The 15,790-nt window shown below is 72.9% G+C and carries 17 protein-coding genes and 4 tRNA genes; 7 read left to right on the top strand and 14 right to left on the bottom strand.

What is annotated here, in order from left to right; all coding sequences use genetic code 11:
* Positions 1 to 62: 62 nt before the first annotated feature.
* Positions 63 to 344: a preprotein translocase subunit SecE gene (secE, locus tag BX286_RS21960; RefSeq protein ID WP_079429289.1), complete on the bottom strand. Its 282-nt coding sequence runs from the start codon at positions 342 to 344 to the stop codon at positions 63 to 65.
* A gap of 105 nt (positions 345 to 449) precedes the next feature.
* A tRNA-Trp gene (locus BX286_RS21955) sits at positions 450 to 522 on the bottom strand.
* 192 nt (positions 523 to 714) lie between these two features.
* On the opposite strand from BX286_RS21955, the gene BX286_RS21950 reads away from it, so the two are divergent.
* Positions 715 to 1,941: a pyridoxal phosphate-dependent aminotransferase gene (locus tag BX286_RS21950; RefSeq protein ID WP_079429288.1), complete on the top strand. Its 1,227-nt coding sequence runs from the start codon at positions 715 to 717 to the stop codon at positions 1,939 to 1,941.
* Between the two features lie 176 nt (positions 1,942 to 2,117).
* A complete protein-coding gene (locus BX286_RS21945; RefSeq protein ID WP_121016107.1) occupies positions 2,118 to 3,137 on the top strand; it encodes an adenosine deaminase in 1,020 nt (339 codons plus the stop codon).
* Here the strand turns inward: BX286_RS21945 and BX286_RS21940 are convergent.
* The 10 genes from BX286_RS21940 to BX286_RS21895 form a co-directional block, all read right to left on the bottom strand.
* On the bottom strand, positions 3,127 to 3,498 hold the full coding sequence (locus tag BX286_RS21940) for a hypothetical protein (RefSeq protein WP_237293042.1): 372 nt from the start codon (positions 3,496 to 3,498) through the stop codon (positions 3,127 to 3,129). The two genes, BX286_RS21945 and BX286_RS21940, sit on opposite strands and share 11 nt — an antisense overlap.
* A 46-nt stretch (positions 3,499 to 3,544) precedes the next feature.
* Positions 3,545 to 4,645 carry a UDP-N-acetylmuramate dehydrogenase gene (locus BX286_RS21935; protein WP_261340945.1) on the bottom strand — a complete coding sequence of 367 codons (1,101 nt, stop codon included), beginning with the start codon at positions 4,643 to 4,645 and terminating at the stop codon, positions 3,545 to 3,547.
* On the bottom strand, positions 4,646 to 5,044 hold the full coding sequence (locus tag BX286_RS21930; protein ID WP_100863078.1) for a DUF3291 domain-containing protein: 399 nt from the start codon (positions 5,042 to 5,044) through the stop codon (positions 4,646 to 4,648).
* Between the two features lie 130 nt (positions 5,045 to 5,174).
* Positions 5,175 to 6,617 carry an MFS transporter gene (locus BX286_RS21925; protein ID WP_121016105.1) on the bottom strand — a complete coding sequence of 481 codons (1,443 nt, stop codon included), beginning with the start codon at positions 6,615 to 6,617 and terminating at the stop codon, positions 5,175 to 5,177.
* An 82-nt stretch (positions 6,618 to 6,699) separates the two neighbouring features.
* The gene (locus BX286_RS21920) at positions 6,700 to 7,290 is read right to left on the bottom strand and encodes a TetR/AcrR family transcriptional regulator (RefSeq protein ID WP_079429282.1); all 591 of its coding nucleotides are present in this window, start codon (positions 7,288 to 7,290) and stop codon (positions 6,700 to 6,702) included.
* A 139-nt stretch (positions 7,291 to 7,429) separates the two neighbouring features.
* Positions 7,430 to 7,858 (bottom strand): MaoC family dehydratase, encoded by a 429-nt coding sequence (locus BX286_RS21915; RefSeq protein ID WP_079429281.1) that lies wholly within the window; start codon positions 7,856 to 7,858, stop codon positions 7,430 to 7,432.
* Position 7,859: 1 nt separating this feature from the next.
* Positions 7,860 to 8,312 (bottom strand): MaoC family dehydratase N-terminal domain-containing protein, encoded by a 453-nt coding sequence (locus BX286_RS21910; RefSeq protein ID WP_079429280.1) that lies wholly within the window; start codon positions 8,310 to 8,312, stop codon positions 7,860 to 7,862.
* 120 nt (positions 8,313 to 8,432) lie between these two features.
* On the bottom strand, positions 8,433 to 8,597 hold the full coding sequence (rpmG, locus tag BX286_RS21905) for a 50S ribosomal protein L33 (protein WP_007265873.1): 165 nt from the start codon (positions 8,595 to 8,597) through the stop codon (positions 8,433 to 8,435).
* Between the two features lie 88 nt (positions 8,598 to 8,685).
* Positions 8,686 to 8,761, bottom strand: a tRNA-Met gene (locus BX286_RS21900).
* Positions 8,762 to 8,809: 48 nt separating this feature from the next.
* Positions 8,810 to 8,882 (bottom strand) — tRNA-Thr (locus BX286_RS21895).
* 393 nt (positions 8,883 to 9,275) lie between these two features.
* Between BX286_RS21895 and BX286_RS21890 the strand changes: the two genes are divergently transcribed.
* Together BX286_RS21890 and BX286_RS21885 are read left to right on the top strand one after the other, a co-directional pair.
* Entirely contained in the window at positions 9,276 to 10,730 is a 1,455-nt protein-coding gene (locus tag BX286_RS21890; protein WP_260338024.1) for an amidohydrolase family protein, read from the top strand.
* A gap of 54 nt (positions 10,731 to 10,784) precedes the next feature.
* Entirely contained in the window at positions 10,785 to 11,441 is a 657-nt protein-coding gene (locus tag BX286_RS21885; protein ID WP_079429279.1) for an SDR family oxidoreductase, read from the top strand.
* 135 nt (positions 11,442 to 11,576) lie between these two features.
* Here BX286_RS21885 and BX286_RS21880 read toward each other — a convergent pair.
* Positions 11,577 to 11,658, bottom strand: a tRNA-Tyr gene (locus tag BX286_RS21880).
* A 204-nt stretch (positions 11,659 to 11,862) separates the two neighbouring features.
* On the opposite strand from BX286_RS21880, the gene BX286_RS21875 reads away from it, so the two are divergent.
* The 3 genes from BX286_RS21875 (at position 11,863) to BX286_RS21865 (ending at position 15,262) form a co-directional block, all read left to right on the top strand.
* Entirely contained in the window at positions 11,863 to 12,351 is a 489-nt protein-coding gene (locus BX286_RS21875) for a YajQ family cyclic di-GMP-binding protein (protein ID WP_079429278.1), read from the top strand.
* A gap of 226 nt (positions 12,352 to 12,577) precedes the next feature.
* On the top strand, positions 12,578 to 14,005 hold the full coding sequence (locus BX286_RS21870; RefSeq protein WP_079429277.1) for a SulP family inorganic anion transporter: 1,428 nt from the start codon (positions 12,578 to 12,580) through the stop codon (positions 14,003 to 14,005).
* An 18-nt stretch (positions 14,006 to 14,023) separates the two neighbouring features.
* Entirely contained in the window at positions 14,024 to 15,262 is a 1,239-nt protein-coding gene (locus BX286_RS21865; protein ID WP_100863082.1) for an APC family permease, read from the top strand.
* On the opposite strand, the gene BX286_RS21860 is transcribed toward BX286_RS21865, so the two are convergent.
* Positions 15,246 to 15,761 (bottom strand): SMI1/KNR4 family protein, encoded by a 516-nt coding sequence (locus BX286_RS21860; RefSeq protein WP_079429275.1) that lies wholly within the window; start codon positions 15,759 to 15,761, stop codon positions 15,246 to 15,248. The two genes, BX286_RS21865 and BX286_RS21860, sit on opposite strands and share 17 nt — an antisense overlap.
* Positions 15,762 to 15,790: the final 29 nt, after the last annotated feature.

The following is a 15,790-nucleotide window of genomic DNA, read 5'->3' as shown; positions in this document are numbered from 1 at the left end:
CAAAAGGTGGTGGAACATGCGAAAAGGGGCGGCACCCATCAAGGCGCCGCCCTCCGCGGGGATCAGCCGAAGACGAACTTGATGGCTTGCTGGAACCCATAGTCAATCACGGTCACCAGACCGATCATGATGACGACGAAGACAATCACCACGCTGGTGTACGTCGTGAGCTGGTTTCGCGTGGGCCAGACGACCTTGCGGAGTTCCGCGACGATCTGGCGGTAGAAAAGCGCGAGGCGGCCCAGGGGGCCCTTCTTCCCGCGCTTGCCGCCCTTGCGGGCCTTCTTCTCGCGGGTGTCGCTGTCGGCGTCAGGCATGTCGATGGAGCCCAGGGCGTCCGTCACGTCTCTCACCTGAATCCGGGTCGTGGCCGTAGCCGCGCCCGGTTGCGCCGCACGGCGTTGCATCGAAATACGTACCTGCGCACACATCCGAGAAGGAGTGTGGAGCAGGGCCGGAGGGACTCGAACCCCCAACCGCTGGTTTTGGAGACCAGTGCTCTACCAATTGAGCTACGACCCTTTGCGCTCCCCAACCTACCGCATCCGGACGAGTGCACGGAGTGCTCACGCCCCGGGGCGTTTGGTGAGGACCAACGACAGCAGAGCATACGTGGTCCTGGGCCCGACGTCGAACAGAGAACATCCGGACCTGCTCCGTCCGGTGACTGAAACGGTGTGCGGGGCTTCCGGAGCGTCTGGGACGATTGGCCGCATGACCTCTGCAACGCCTTCCTCCGAGCGCCGGGTGTCCGCCCGTATCGGCGCCATTTCCGAGTCCGCGACCCTCGCCGTCGACGCCAAGGCCAAGGCCCTCAAGGCCGCCGGGCGCCCGGTGATCGGCTTCGGCGCGGGCGAGCCCGACTTCCCGACTCCGGACTACATCGTCGAGGCGGCGGTCGCGGCCTGCCGCGACCCGAAGTTCCACCGCTACACGCCGGCCGGCGGTCTGCCCGAGCTCAAGAAGGCCATCGCCGCCAAGACGCTGCGCGACTCCGGCTACGAGGTGGACGCGTCGCAGGTCCTGGTGACCAACGGCGGCAAGCAGGCCATCTACGAGGCCTTCGCGGCGATCCTCGACCCGGGCGACGAGGTCATCGTCCCGGCCCCGTACTGGACCACCTACCCGGAGTCGATCCGCCTCGCCGGCGGCGTCCCGGTCGAGGTCGTCGCCGACGAGACCACCGGGTACCGGGTCTCCGTCGAGCAGCTGGAGGCGGCGCGCACCGAGCGCACCAAGGTCGTCCTGTTCGTCTCCCCGTCCAACCCGACGGGTGCCGTGTACAGCGAGGACGACGCCCGCGCGATCGGCGAGTGGGCCGCCGGGCACGGCCTGTGGGTGCTGACCGACGAGATCTATGAGCACCTGGTCTACGGCGACGCGAAGTTCACCTCGCTGCCCGTGCTGGTCCCGGCCCTGCGCGACAAGTGCATCGTCGTCAACGGCGTCGCCAAGACGTACGCGATGACGGGCTGGCGCGTGGGCTGGGTCATCGCCCCGCAGGACGTCATCAAGGCCGCGACCAACCTGCAGTCGCACGCCACCTCCAACGTCTCCAACGTGGCGCAGGTCGCCGCGCTGGCCGCCGTATCGGGCGACCTGGAGGCCGTCGCGGAGATGCGCAAGGCCTTCGACCGCCGCCGCCAGACGATGGTCAAGATGCTGAACGAGATCGACGGCGTCTTCTGCCCGACCCCCGAGGGCGCGTTCTACGCGTACCCGTCGGTCAAGGAGCTGCTCGGCAAGGAGATCCGCGGCAAGCGCCCGCAGACCTCGGTCGAGCTCGCCGCGCTGATCCTGGACGAGGCCGAGGTCGCCGTCGTCCCCGGTGAGGCCTTCGGCACCCCCGGCTACCTGCGCCTTTCGTACGCCCTGGGCGACGAGGACCTGGTCGAGGGCGTGACCCGGATCCAGAACCTCCTGGCCGAGGCCAAGGCCTGAGGCACCCCGCGGAGCGGCGCCGTCCCACCGGGGCGGCGCCGCTCCGGCGTTTCCGGCCCCCGCCGGGGGCCGCCCGGGGCCGCCGGGGCCCCGCCGGGCGTCAGATTCATGTTCGGGCAATGTCCCGTTCAGGTAATCCCCTGCCAATCGGATGACCGATGCGGCAGGATCACCAGATGGAGCACGTACGCGATCTCACGCTTCTGCCGAAGGCCCACCTGCACCTGCACTTCACCGGCTCGATGCGCCCGTCGACCCTGCTGGAGCTGGCCGACAAGTACGGCGTCCGGCTGCCGGACGCACTGACCGCCGGCGAGCCGCCCAAGCTGCGGGCCACCGACGAGCGCGGCTGGTTCCGCTTCCAGCGGCTCTACGACGCCGCCCGCTCCTGCCTGCGGGAGCCGGAGGACATCCGGCGGCTGGTCCGCGAGGCCGCCGAGGAGGACGTCCGGGACGGCAGCGGCTGGCTGGAGATCCAGGTGGACCCCACCTCCTACGCCCCGTTGCTCGGCGGCATGATCCCGGCCGTGGAGATCATCCTCGACGCCGTCGACGCCGCCTCCCGGGAGACGGGCCTGGGCATGCGGGTGCTGATCGCCGCCAACCGGATGAAGCACCCCCTGGACGCCCGCACCCTGGCCCGGCTGGCCGTCCGGTACGCCGACCGGGGGATCGTCGGCTTCGGCCTCTCCAACGACGAGCGCCGCGGCATGGCCCGCGACTTCGACCGGGCCTTCGCCATCGCCCGCGAGGGCGGTCTGCTGGCGGCCCCGCACGGCGGCGAGCTGACCGGACCGGCCTCGGTCCGCGACTGCCTCGACGACCTGCACGCCTCCCGCATCGGGCACGGTGTCCGGGCCGCCGAGGACCCGCGGCTGCTGAAGCGGCTCGCGGACCGGAAGATCACCTGCGAGGTCTGCCCGGCGTCCAATGTCGCGCTCGGCGTCTACGAGCGGCCCGAGGACGTCCCGCTGCGCACCCTCTTCGAGGCCGGGGTGCCGATGGCCCTGGGCGCGGACGACCCGCTGCTCTTCGGTTCGCGGCTGGCGGCCCAGTACGAGATCGCGCGCCGCCACCACGCCTTCACGGACGAGGAGCTCGCCGAGCTGGCCCGCCAGTCGGTGCGGGGTTCGGCGGCGCCGGAGGAGGTCAAGGCGAAGCTGCTGGACGGGATCGAGCACTGGCTCAGCGGGTGAGCCGCAGGTCGCCCTCGTGACAGTCGGCCCGTACCCGGCGGCCGTCGGGGAAGCCGATCTCCAGGTGGGTGCGGCCCTGCTCGGGCAGGGCGAACTCGGCGACCGATTCGACGGTCTGGCCGACGTGGCGCAGGAACGGGTGCTCGCCGAGGTCCTCGCCGACCTCGATGCGGCCCCACTCCCCCAGGTCGTACGGCTCGTGGGGCGCGGCGGACTCGACGATGAGGCACCAGTCGGACCCGGTGGTGATGCGGGTGGACTCGCCGGCGCTGTCGATCAGCCATACGTCGAGCGGGGCCTCGGAGCGCTCGCCCTCGCAGATGTGCCAGGAGGCGACGACCCGGCTGATCTGGCGTCCCACGAGGCGCGTGGGGTCCGTTCCGGCCCCGTGCAGGGGGCAGTTCATCTCAGAGGCGGACGCCGACCGTCACCGGCTCGTTGACGAGGGTGACGCCGAAGGCCGCGTGGACCCCGGCGACGACCTCGCGGGCCAGGGCCAGCAGGTCCTCGGTGGTGGCCTGGCCCCGGTTGGTGAGGGCGAGGGTGTGCTTGGTGGAGATGCGGGCGGGGCCGGTGCCGTAGCCCTTGGTGAAGCCGGCCTTGTCGATCAGCCAGGCCGCGCTGGTCTTGGTACGGCCCTCGCCGGCCGGGTAGGCGGGCGGGGCGGTGTCGGGGCCGAGGCGGTCCTGGACGCGGGCGAGGAAGGCGGCGTAGGCCTCGTCGGTGAGGATCGGGTTGTGGAAGAAGGAGCCGGCGGACCAGGTGTCGTGGTCGGCTGGGTCGAGGACCATGCCCTTGCCGGCGCGCAGGCGCAGGACGGTCTCGCGGGCCACGGCGGCCGGGACGCGGTCGCCGGCCTCGACGCCGAGGGCGCGGGCCGTCTCGGGGTACTTGACGGGGGCGGAGAGGCCGCCGGCGTCCTCGAGGGCGAAGCGCACGCGCAGCACGACGTAGCGGTCGGGCTGGTCCTTGAAGAGGCTGTGGCGGTAGCGGAAGGCGCATTCGGCGGCGGTCAGGGTGACGGTCTCGCCGGTGGTGCGGTCGTAGGCGACGACCTCGGTGATGGTGTCGCAGACCTCCTGGCCGTACGCCCCGACGTTCTGGATCGGGGTGGCGCCGGCGGAGCCGGGGATCCCGGCGAGGCATTCGATGCCCGCGAGGCCGGCTTCGACGGTGCGGGCGACGGCGTCGCTCCAGTTCTCGCCGGCGGCGAGTTCCAGGGTGGTGCCGTCGAGGGTGAAGCCGGTGGTGGCGATGCGCAGGGCGGTGCCGTCGAAGCCCTCGTCGCCGATGACGAGGTTGCTGCCGCCGCCGATGACCAGCAGCGGGGTGCCGCTCGCGTCCGCGGCGCGGACGGTTTCGACCACCTCGGCGTCGGTGGTCGCGGTGACCAGCCGGGCCGCGGGGCCGCCGAGGCGGAAGGTGGTCAGCGGGGCGAGGGGGGCGTCGTGGAGTTCCTGCACGTGGACAAGAGTACGGTCCGTCCCCCTCGCATCCCGGCGGGGCACTCAGTGGCCCGGCTTCTGCTCGGCCAGACGCCGCTCGGCCTCGGCCCAGGTGAGGGGGAGTTCGCGGGCGGGAGCGGTCCAGTAGGTGAAGGCGGACTCCTTCATGTACGCGCTGGCGGCGCGGGAGCTGGAGCGGTGGGGCTCGCTGCGGGCGAAGCGGTAGAGGGCGTCGCGGTCCTCCCAGGCGGAGAGGGTGAGGAAGGTCCGGCTGAAGACGCGGGCGCGGAGGGCGGCGCCGTGGGCGCCGGGGGCCTTGCGGATCTGGCCGATGATGCCGGGTGCCTTGAGGAAGAACTTGAAGGCGCCCGCGAGGGTGGCGGTTTCGAAGCGGGAGGCCATGACGTAGACCTCGGCGTCGGGGGCGGGGGCGGTGGGGGTGATCCAGGGGATGTCGGGCATGGCTGGGCTCCTTCGGTTTGTTCGGATCCAGATCGGGCCGCGCAGGGAGTAAGGGGCGCCAGCGCCTCTTGAGTCGTACGCATCGTAATGGGCCGTGCGGGAGTTTGGGTAGTACATTGCGGGCTGGGATTCAGCTGGCGGCGGTCGCCTCGGGCGTGCGGGCGGACGGGGTGGCGGCGGCCGGGGCCGGGGACGGCCGCTTGGTCCCGCGGGGCAGGAGCAGGGCGAGGGCGGCGGCGAGGGCGACGGCTGCGGCGCCGATCCACAGGGCGGGGACGGTGCCGTCGGTGAAGGTCTGCGGGGTCCGGTAGCCGCCGTGGGCGGAGAAGACGGAGGCCAGGACGGCCACACCGAGGGCGCCGCCGACCTCGCGGAGGGCGTTGTTGGTGCCGGAGGCCTTGCCCTGGTCGGCGGCGGCCACGGTGGACATGAGCACGTGGTTGGCCGGTGCGAAGTACAGGGACATGCCGATCCCGCTGAGGACGAGGGCCGGGAGCTGGGCGGCGTAGGAGACGCCGGGGCTCAGGACGAGGGCGAACCAGCCGAGGCCCAGGGCCTGGAGGGTCAGGCCGGCGGCGACGACGGGGCGGCCGCCGATCCGGTCGGAGAGGATCCCGGCGAGCGGGGCGACGACGATGCCCATGCCGGTCCAGGGGAGCATGCGCAGGCCCGCCCCGGTGGGCGAGTAGCCGGCGACGCCCTGGAGGAACTGGCTGAGCAGGAAGATCGACCCGAACATGCCGAGGTACATCAGCAGGCTGGCGAGGTTGATCCCGAGGAAGCCGCGGTCGCGGAAGAGCCGCATGGGCAGGACGGGGTCGGAGTTGCGGAAGCCGTGGCGGACGAAGCCGCCGACGAGGGCGCTGCCGGCGATGAGCGCGGTGAGGACGGGGGCGCTGGTCCAGCCGTGGGCGTTGGCGTTGACCAGGCCGTAGACGATGCCGAAGAGGCCGCCGCTGATGAGGAGGGTGCCGGGGAGGTCGAGCCGGGCGTCCGGGACGGTGGACTCGGCGAGGCGCAGGCGGGCGAGGGGGATCAGGGCGAGGCCGATGGGCACGTTCAGCCAGAAGATCCACTGCCAGGAGACGTGCTCGGTGAGGCTGCCGCCGATGAGGGGTCCGCTGGCGACGGCCAGGCCGGTGACGGCTCCGTAGATCCCGAGGGCCAGGCCGCGGCGGGCGGCCGGGACGGCGGCGGTGAGGAGGGTGAGGCTGAGCGGCATCATGACCGCCGCACCGGCGCCCTGGACGGCGCGGGCGGCGATGAGCTGGCCTATGCCGGGAGAGAGGGCGGCGGCCGCGGAGGCGACGGTGAAGAGGGCGAGGCCGGTGGTGAAGAGCCGGCGGCGGCCGAAGCGGTCGCCGAGGGCGGAGCCGAACATCAGCAGGACGGCGAAGGTGAGCGTGTAGGCGTTCACCGTCCATTCCAGGTCCTCCAGCTTCCCGCCGAGGTCGGCGCGGATGGCGGGGAGGGCGGTGGTGACGACGAGGTTGTCGAGGGCTGCCATGAAGCCGGCGGCGCCGGTGAGGACGAGGGCCCAGACCGCGGACGGCCCGAGTTTCTGCTGGGTCATGTTTCCCCCTGGATGGTTTGTTAGTTATTGCTGACTAACTTTCGAGGCCAGACGGATGCGAGGCCGCGTTCGGCCCCGCATCTCACGCCGTGCGACCGCCCCTCGGGGCGCGCACCGATCCGGCCGCCTTGGCGACGTCGCCCGGGAAGCCGTCCCAGATCCGGTGGCCGGAGGGGAACCCCATGGCGGACAGGGTGTTGATGAGCATCCCCTGCGCCATGAAGGCGGTGGTCTGGTGGACGTCGCCGAGCGGGATGCCGACGGTGTCCCACAGCTCCAGCCAGCCGGCCCGTACGAGCTCGCCGAGCTCGTGGTCGCCGGCGGCCTCGGCGGCGGCCACGGTGACGTACATCTGGAGCTGCATCTGGAGCATCGCCGGGTCCTCGGCGATCAGCCGGACGTAGGCCTCGCCCATGGCGGCGCGGGCCTCCTCGCCGTGCAGCCCGTCGGCGGCCTCGGCGAAGACCTTGCGGGTGCTCTCCAGGCACCGCCCGGCGGCGGCCAGGAAAATGGCCTTCTTGCCCGGGAAGAGGCGGAAGAGATAGGGCTGCGACACCCCGACGCGCTTGGCGATCGCCTCCGTGGAGGTCCCGTGGTAGCCGCCGCGCGCGAACTCCTGGATCGCGGCGCGGATGACGCTCTCGCGCCGCTCGTCCGCACTCATCCTTGCCATGCATGGAAAGTTAGTACTCAATCACTAACTAAGTCAAGGGGCTGTGTGCGAGGACGGAGGAGGCGCCGGAGGGGGAGGCACACAGGGCACGGGGGCGCGGGGGGTGGCCCCGCGCCTCGGCCCGTCGTCAGGCGGCCGGTCAGGCCAGCCGGACCACCGCACGGGACATGCCCAGGACCTTCTGCCCTGCGCTCATCGCCGTCAGGTCGACCCGTACGCGGTTGTCGTCCAGCTTCTGCGCGACCTTGGCGGTGACCTCGATCAGCGCACCCTGGTCGTCGTTCGGGACCACGACCGGCTTGGTGAAGCGGACGCCGTACTCCACGACCGCGCCCGGGTCGCCGACCCAGTCGGTCACGACGCGGATCGCCTCGGCCATGGTGAACATGCCGTGCGCGATGACGTCCGGCAGCCCGACCTCCTTGGCGAACTTCTCGTTCCAGTGGATCGGGTTGAAGTCGCCCGAGGCGCCGGCGTAGCGCACGAGCGTGGCGCGGGTCACGGGGAAGGACGCCGCCGGGAGCTCGGTGCCGACCTCGACGTCGGCGTAGTGGATCTGCGCGGTCATCTCAGGCCTCCTCGGGGGCGCGGGACACGAGCTTGGTCCACGCGGTCACCACGTGCTCGCCGGACTCGTCGTGGACTTCGCCGCGGATGTCGATGATGTCGTTCCCGGCGAGCGACTTCACGGCCTCGATGGTCGAGGTCACGGTGAGCCGGTCACCCGCGCGCACGGGGCGCACGTACGCGAACTTCTGGTCGCCGTGCACGACGCGGCTGTAGTCCAGGCCCAGCTGCGGGTCCTGGACGACCTGGCCCGCGGCGGCGAAGGTGATGGCGAACACGAAAGTCGGCGGGGCGATCACGTCCTGGTGACCGAACGCCTTGGCGGCTTCGGGGTCGGTGTAGACGGGATTCTCGTCACCCACCGCGACCGCGAATTCGCGGATCTTCTCCCGGCCGACCTCGTACGGCTGCGTGGGCGGGTAGGTCCGCCCCACGAAGGCCTGGTCGAGTGCCATGGCTCACTACCTCCTGTGGAAGGGGATCCGGATCAAGGAACCGGTACGGAAACGACACGAGGCCGCCCCCCAGAAGGGGACGACCTCGTGAAGGTGCCTATGCGGAGACTTCGCCAGTGATTAGCGGGTCTCGCGGTGCGCGGTGTGCGAGTTGCAGCGCGGGCAGTGCTTCTTCATCTCCATGCGGTCCGGGTTGTTACGCCGGTTCTTCTTGGTGATGTAGTTCCGCTCCTTGCACTCCACGCAGGCCAGCGTGATCTTCGGGCGGACGTCGGTGGCAGCCACGTGAGTGCTCCTTGACGGACTATGGGACGGATGAACGCATAAAAGAGTAGCCGATCGGGAGACCGACCCCGCAATCGGCTACTGGGTGTGGTAGCGGCGACCGGACTTGAACCGGTGACACAGCGATTATGAGCCGCTTGCTCTACCGACTGAGCTACGCCGCTTTGATGAGATCCGTTCCCCGCCCGAGGGCGGGGAACCTCTCTCACCAGAGCCCCAATGCGGAATCGAACCGCAGACCTTCTCCTTACCATGGAGACGCTCTACCGACTGAGCTATTGGGGCGAGCGAGGAAGACATTACACGGTTGCGCGCCGATCGCCCAAATCCTTTGGGGGGACTGGGCTCGGAAGACCCGCGGCCGCCTTTCTTGATCGCTCCCGGAGCCTTCTCCCGGCACATACGGGCCCCTTTGTGGCGGGGGTCACATCCGCACCGCAGACCACGCGGCTCCGGCGGGGGGCGACCGGCGGGGCTGCGACCGGCTCGTCGGCCGGATGTGGCGCGGGGGGCGCGCGTCCGGGGGCGCCGAGGCGCGTGGGCACCACACCGGTACGACTATTGCGCTCTTCCGCGAACCCGGGAGCCCCGCACCCTAGGCTCTGAGCACGCTGCGTGATCTTGGGCCGCGGGCTGCGGCCACGGCACAGGAACCGCCCGAGCCACCGCAGGAGCGCGATGTCCGACAGCCAGCCGCAGCAGCCGTCCCCCTCACCCCGCAACCCGGCCGGGGGCCCCTCCGGCGGCTCCGCCGGAAACCCGGGCGCAGGCCCGTCCAAGGGTCCGGCGGGAGGCCCGCCCAAAGGGTCGGCGGGGGGTCCGTCCCGGGCCTCCGGCGGCCCGTCCCGGGGCCCGGCCGCGGGCCCGGGCCGCACTCCGGCCGAGGGCCCGGGGCGCACCCCGGGCCGCGCTCCCGCCGGCGGCCCCGCCCCCGAGGCCACGGGGCTCCTGCTCACCGGCGCCCGGCTCACCGACGGGCGCACCGTCGACGTCCGGCTCAGCGCCGGCCGCATCCAGGCCGTCGGGACCGCGGGCAGCCTCCCGGCCCCCGCCCTGGCCCGGGTCGACCTGCGCGGCTACCTGCTCCTGCCCGCCCCGGCCGAGCCGCACGCACACGGGGACACCGCCCTGACCGCCGACGGCGAGGGGCCCGTCTCCTACGCCCGCGACGAGGTGCAGCGCCGGGCCACCGAGGCGGCGCTGCTCCAGCTCGGGCACGGGGCCACCGCCGTGCGCTCCCACATCCGGATCGGGGACGTGCACGGGCTGGGGCCGATGGAGGCCGCCCTCCAGGCCCGCCGCTCCCTGCGCGGGCTCACCGACCTCACCACGGTGGCCGTACCCCGCCTGCTGACCGGGATGGCCGGGGCCGACGGGCTGGCGATGCTGCGCGACGCCGTGAAGATGGGCGCCTCGGTGATCGGCGGCTGCCCCGACCTGGACCCCGACCCGACGGGCTTCGTCGAGGCGGTCCTGGAGCTGGCCGCCGAGCACGGCTGCCCCGTGGACCTGCACACGGACGGGGACGACCCCGGCCGCCTCGCCCGGCTCGCGGCGATGGCCGGCGGGCTGCGGCCCGGGGTGGCCATCGGCCCCTGCGGAGGCCTGTCCCGGCTGCCGCTGGACGCCGCCTCCCGCGCCGCCGACCAGCTCGCCGCGGCCGGCGTCCGGGTCACCTGCCTGCCGCAGGGCGACTGCGCCGCCCTGGAGCGCCGCGGCCTGCGCACCGCCCCCGTGCGCCTGCTGCGCGCCGCCGGGGTCCGGGTCGCCGCCGGGAGCGGGGCGCTGCGGGACGCGGGCAACCCGGTCGGGCGGGGCGACCCCCTCGAAGCCGCCTACCTGCTGGCCTCCCAGGGCGGGCTGCGCGCCGCCGAGGCCTACGACGCGGTCAGTGCCGCCGCCCGGGAGGCGATGGCCCTGCCGGAGGTCCGGGTGGAGGCCGGCTTCCCGGCGGAGCTGCTCGCCGTGCGCGGGGACCGGATCGCCGGGGTGCTGTCGCTGGCGTACAGCCGGATCGTGATCCACCGGGGCCGGGTGGTAGCCCGGACGAGTGCCGTACGGGAGTACTGCGACTCGGCGGTCGCGGTGGCCCTGGACCTGCCCCGGCAGGGCCGGATGGAGCCCGGCCCCTGAGGGCTCGCCGGGCGTTCGCGGGCGGGGGCGCCCGGGTCGTCGTACGGTCGTGACATGCGCATCGTCATCGCGGGTGGACACGGTCGGATCGCGCTGCGGCTGGAGCGCCTGCTCGCCGCGCGCGGGTACGAGGTCGCGGGGATCATCCGGGACCCGGAGCAGGGCGCCGATCTGCGCGAGGTCGACGCGGAACCGGTGCTGTGCGACCTGGAGTCGGCCTCCGTGGAGCACGTGGCGGGGATCCTGCAGGGCGCGGACGCGGCGGTTTTCGCCGCCGGCGCGGGCCCGGGCAGCGGTCCGGCGCGCAAGGAGACCGTGGACAGGGGGGCGGCGGTGCTGTTCGCCGACGCCGCCGAACGGGCCCGCGTGCGCCGCTTCCTGATGGTCTCCTCGATGGGTGCGGACGCCCGGCACGAGGGGAGCGAGGTCTTCGACGCCTACCTGCGGGCCAAGGGCGAGGCCGACGACCACCTGCGGACCCGGCTGGGCCTGGAGTGGACGATCGTCCGCCCGGGCGTGCTGACCGACGACCCCGGCACGGGGCTGGTCCGGCTGGAGGCGCACACCGGGCCGGGCAGCGTCACCCGGGACGACGTGGCCGCGGTCCTCGCCGAACTCATCGAGACCCCGGCGACGGCCGGCCTGACCCTGGAGCTGCTGTCGGGCTCGACGCCGGTCCCGGTGGCCGTGAAGGACGTCGCGGGCAACTGAGCCGGCCGCAGCACCGACGACCGGACGGCACGTCAACTCCGCTCCGGCGGGGGCCATCAGGGGCTCCCGGCCCGGGCTGTACGAAGAAACCCCCGCCCACTGCGCTTCCGCAGATGAACGGGGGTTCCACTCGCGTGGCGGCGCCAGGATTCGAACCTGGGTAGGCTAAGCCGACGGATTTACAGTCCGCTCCCATTGGCCACTCGGGCACACCGCCATGGGATGCCGCCCGGGTTCCTCCGCCTTGCGGCGTTGTTCCCTGGCAACGACGTAAACGATACCTGATGCGCGGGGGTGCTTCGCCACCGGATTGATCAGCACTTCCCCCGGGTGCGGTGGCTAGGCTTTGCGGAGCGGTCCGGGGATGTCGGGCCGCGGCCCTCCGGGGCACACCGCAGCCGATTTCAAGGAGCCACAGCACATGGCCGACTCCAGTTTCGACATCGTCTCGAAGGTCGAGCGGCAGGAGGTCGACAACGCCCTCAACCAGGCCGCCAAGGAGCTCTCGCAGCGCTACGACTTCAAGGGCACCGGCGCCTCGATCGCCTGGTCCGGCGAGAAGATCCTGATGGAGGCGAACTCCGAGGAGCGCGTCAAGGCCGTCCTCGACGTGTTCGAGACCAAGCTGGTCAAGCGGGGCATCTCGCTCAAGGCGCTGGACGCCGGCGAGCCGCAGCTCTCCGGCAAGGAGTACAAGATCTTCGCCTCGATCGAGGAGGGCATCTCCCAGGAGAACGCCAAGAAGGTCGCGAAGATGATCCGTGACGAGGGCCCCAAGGGCGTCAAGGCCCAGGTCCAGGGCGATGAGCTGCGCGTCAGCTCCAAGAGCCGCGATGACCTCCAGGCCGTCCAGGCCCTCCTCAAGGGCAAGGACCTGGACTTCGCCATCCAGTTCGTGAACTACCGCTGACCTGCGCGCACGTCGCTGATCGGACCCCGTGGGGCACAACGGGGGCGGATCGCCGGGCTTCCCGGCGGGCGCCCGCGTTGTGCCCTTCGCCGTTTCGGCGCCCGGGGCACGTGCCCGGCGTGAGCGGCGCGCGCTCCCGTCCGGCCCCCCTGTGGTGACTGGGCACCGGCGGACGCGCCCCACAGGCTGGGGACAACCGTCACCGTCCTCACGAAGGGGTTCCCGCATGCCTGGGGCCGGCAGTTTCCGAGCGGACCTCGGGGCGTCCGTCGTCGTCGCCCTCGTGGCGCTCCCGCTCTGCGTCGGCGTCGCCGTGGCCTCCGGTGTCCCCGCCGAGCTGGGGATCGTCACCGGGGTCGTGGGCGGGCTGGTCACCGGCTGGTTCCGGGGCAGCGAACTCCAGGTCAGCGGGCCCGCCGCCGGGCTGACCGTCCTCGTCTACGAGGCCGTGGGCACCTACGGCCTGCCCGCGCTGGGGGTCCTCGTGCTGGCCGCCGGCATGGTCCAGCTGGGTCTGGGCGCGCTGCGGCTCGGGCGGTGGTTCCGGGCGATCTCCCTGGCCGTGGTGCACGGGATGCTGGCCGGGATCGGGCTCGTGCTGATCGCCGGGCAGCTCTACGCCCTCGGCGGGGTGCGGGCCCCCGGGCAGACCCTCGCCAAGCTGGGCGGGATGCACGAGCTGGGGGCACGGGCCGACTGGGCCGCCGTGGCGCTGGGGGCGGGGACCGTCGCCGTCCTGGTGCTGTGGCGGCGGGTGCCGGCGCGGCTGCGCGTGGTGCCGGGGGCGCTCGTCGGGGTCGCGGCCGCCACCGCCGCGGCCGCGCTGCTGCGGCTGCCCGTCGAGACCGTCCGGGTGACGGGGGTGCTGGAGGCCGTGTCGCCGCCGGGCTGGTCGGACTTCGGTGCGCTGGGCTCCGTGGGGGCGGTCGGGACGGTGGTGGCGCTCGCACTGATCGCCTCCGCCGAGACCCTCTTCAGCGCGGCCGCCGTCGACCGGATGCACGAGGGGCCGCGCACCGACTACGACCGCGAGCTGGCCGCCCAGGGGGTCGGCAACGCGGTGTGCGGGCTGCTCGGGGCCCTGCCGATGACCGCCGTCATCGTGCGCAGCTCGGCGAACGTGGAGGCCGGGGCGCGCACCCGGGCGTCCCGGATCCTGCACGGGGGCTGGCTGCTGCTGTTCGCCGTGGCCCTGCCGCAGGTGCTGGAGGTGGTGCCGCTCGCGGCGCTCGCCGGGGTGTTGCTGCACGCGGGCTGGAAGCTGCTGCCGGCGCGGGCGGTGGCCGCGCTGTGGCGGACGCACCGGGGCGAGGCGGTGGTGCTGGTGGTGACGGCCGGCTCGATCCTGGCCACCAGCCTCTTCGAGGGGGTGCTGGTCGGGCTGGGCCTGGCGGTGGCCAAGGCCGCCTGGGAGACCTCCCACGTGCACGTCGAGGAGGTCTGGGAGGGTGAGGAGCTCTGCGTGCGGGTCGTGGGGAACGCCAGCTTCCTGCGGCTGCCGAAGCTGCTGGACTCCCTGGAGGCCCTGCCGCACGGGGCGCCGGTGCGGCTCGACCTGAGCGGGCTGCGGCACCTGGACCACGCCTGTCTGACGGCGCTGGAGGGCTGGGAGCGCAAGCGGACGCCGCTTCCCGGACGCGAGGGCGTCATCTAACGCGGTTACCCTCCGCGCGTGGACAACCAGCTGAGGCGCACCCTGGGGGTGTCGGACGCCGTCGTGGTCGGGCTCGGCGCGATGGTCGGCGCGGGGATCTTCGCCGCCCTCGCCCCGGCGGCCCGCGCGGCGGGCGGCGGACTCCTGGCCGCCCTGGCCCTGGCGGCGCTCGTGGCCTACTGCAACGCGCATTCCTCGGCGCGGCTCGCCGCCCGCTACCCGGCTTCCGGCGGCACGTACGTGTACGGGCGCGAGCGGCTCGGCCCTTTCTGGGGTTATCTGGCCGGCTGGGGTTTCGTGACCGGCAAGACGGCCTCCTGTGCGGCGATGGCGCTGACCGCCGGGGCGTACGTGTGGCCCGGGCGGGAGCACGAGGTGGCCGTGGCGGCGGTGGTGGCGCTGACCGCCGCGGGCTACGGCGGGGTGCAGAAGTCGGCCCGGATCGCCCGGCTGATCGTGGCGGCGGTGCTGGCGGTACTGGCCGGGGTCGTGGTGGCGTGCCTGGGTTCCGGCGCGGCGGACCCCGGGCGTCTGGGGGGCGGGGCGTGGGGTGGGGCCGCGGGGTTGTTGCAGGGCGCCGGCCTGCTGTTCTTCGCCTTCGCGGGCTATGCGCGGATCACCACGCTGGGCGAGGAGGTGCGTGATCCGAAGCGGACGATCCCGCGCGCGGTGCCGCTCGCGCTGGGGATCGCCCTGCTGGTGTACGCCGCCGTGGCGGTGGCGGCGCTGTCGGTGCTCGGTGCCGACGCTCTGGCGGGGTCTTCGGCCCCGCTGGCCGACGCGGTGCGCGCGGCCGGGTGGCCCGGACTGGTGCCGGTGGTCCGGGTGGGCGCGGCGCTGGCCGCGCTGGGCTCTCTGCTGGCCCTCGTGCTCGGGGTGTCGCGGACCACGCTGGCGATGGCCCGCGACGGCCATCTGCCGCGCGCGCTGGCCGCCGTGCATCCCCGGCATCAGGTGCCGCACCACGCCGAGCTCGCCGTGGGCGCGGTGGTGGCGGTGCTCGCCGCGACCACCGATCTGCGGGGCGCGATCGGCTTCTCCTCCTTCGGAGTACTGGCCTACTACGCGATCGCGAACGCCTCCGCATGGACTCTCGGTTCAGTTGTCAAGGGTCGTGCCGTGGCAGCGGTGGGGCTGTCCGGCTGTGTGGCACTGGCCTGCGCGCTACCCGCCGCTTCGGCGGTCTCGGGCGCGGCGGTACTGACCCTGGGCGCGCTGGCCTACGGGGTGCGGCGCGGGCTCAGATCCGGGAGCTGAACTCCGCCCAGAGGTCCGCTTCCATCTCGTCCTCGTCCCACTCCTCGCGGAACCAGCCGGTGCCGTCGAGCCAGTCGCGCAGCCACTGCGCCAGGCTCGGGGCGTGGTGGTACCAGGCGAGGCCGGGGTCCCCGGGGTTGGGTTCGAAGAGCAGTATCCGGGCGGTCTCGGAGCGGCAGTCCACGCACGCGTACATGGCACAGCCGAGGTCGGCCACCGGCAGGACGCCCTCCGGCCAGCCCCAGTCGGAGGCGCGGCCCCCTTCGTACGCCGCTATGGCCTGACGCAGCGGCAGCAGCCCGTAGTCGGGCCCGAATCCGCCGTCCCCTACGCGCGTGTAGAGCGCGGCGAGCAGGGGCGGCAGGGCGAAGCCCAGCACGCGCTCGGCCCGGTCGGCCTCCCCGTCCGCCAGGGGTACGGGGAGCGGCCTTCCGTGCTCGCGCACGGAGTCTCGTACTCGGTCGGTGACTTGCTCCAGCAACTGCTCGGTCTCGTTCATGTGTTCATGGTGACGCAGAGCACTGACAG

Origin of the sequence: Streptomyces sp. 3211.6 (assembly GCF_003634815.1) — a bacterium.
GTDB classification, from domain to species: domain Bacteria; phylum Actinomycetota; class Actinomycetes; order Streptomycetales; family Streptomycetaceae; genus Streptomyces; species Streptomyces katrae_A.
This window is presented reverse-complemented; position numbering and strand designations above follow the sequence as displayed.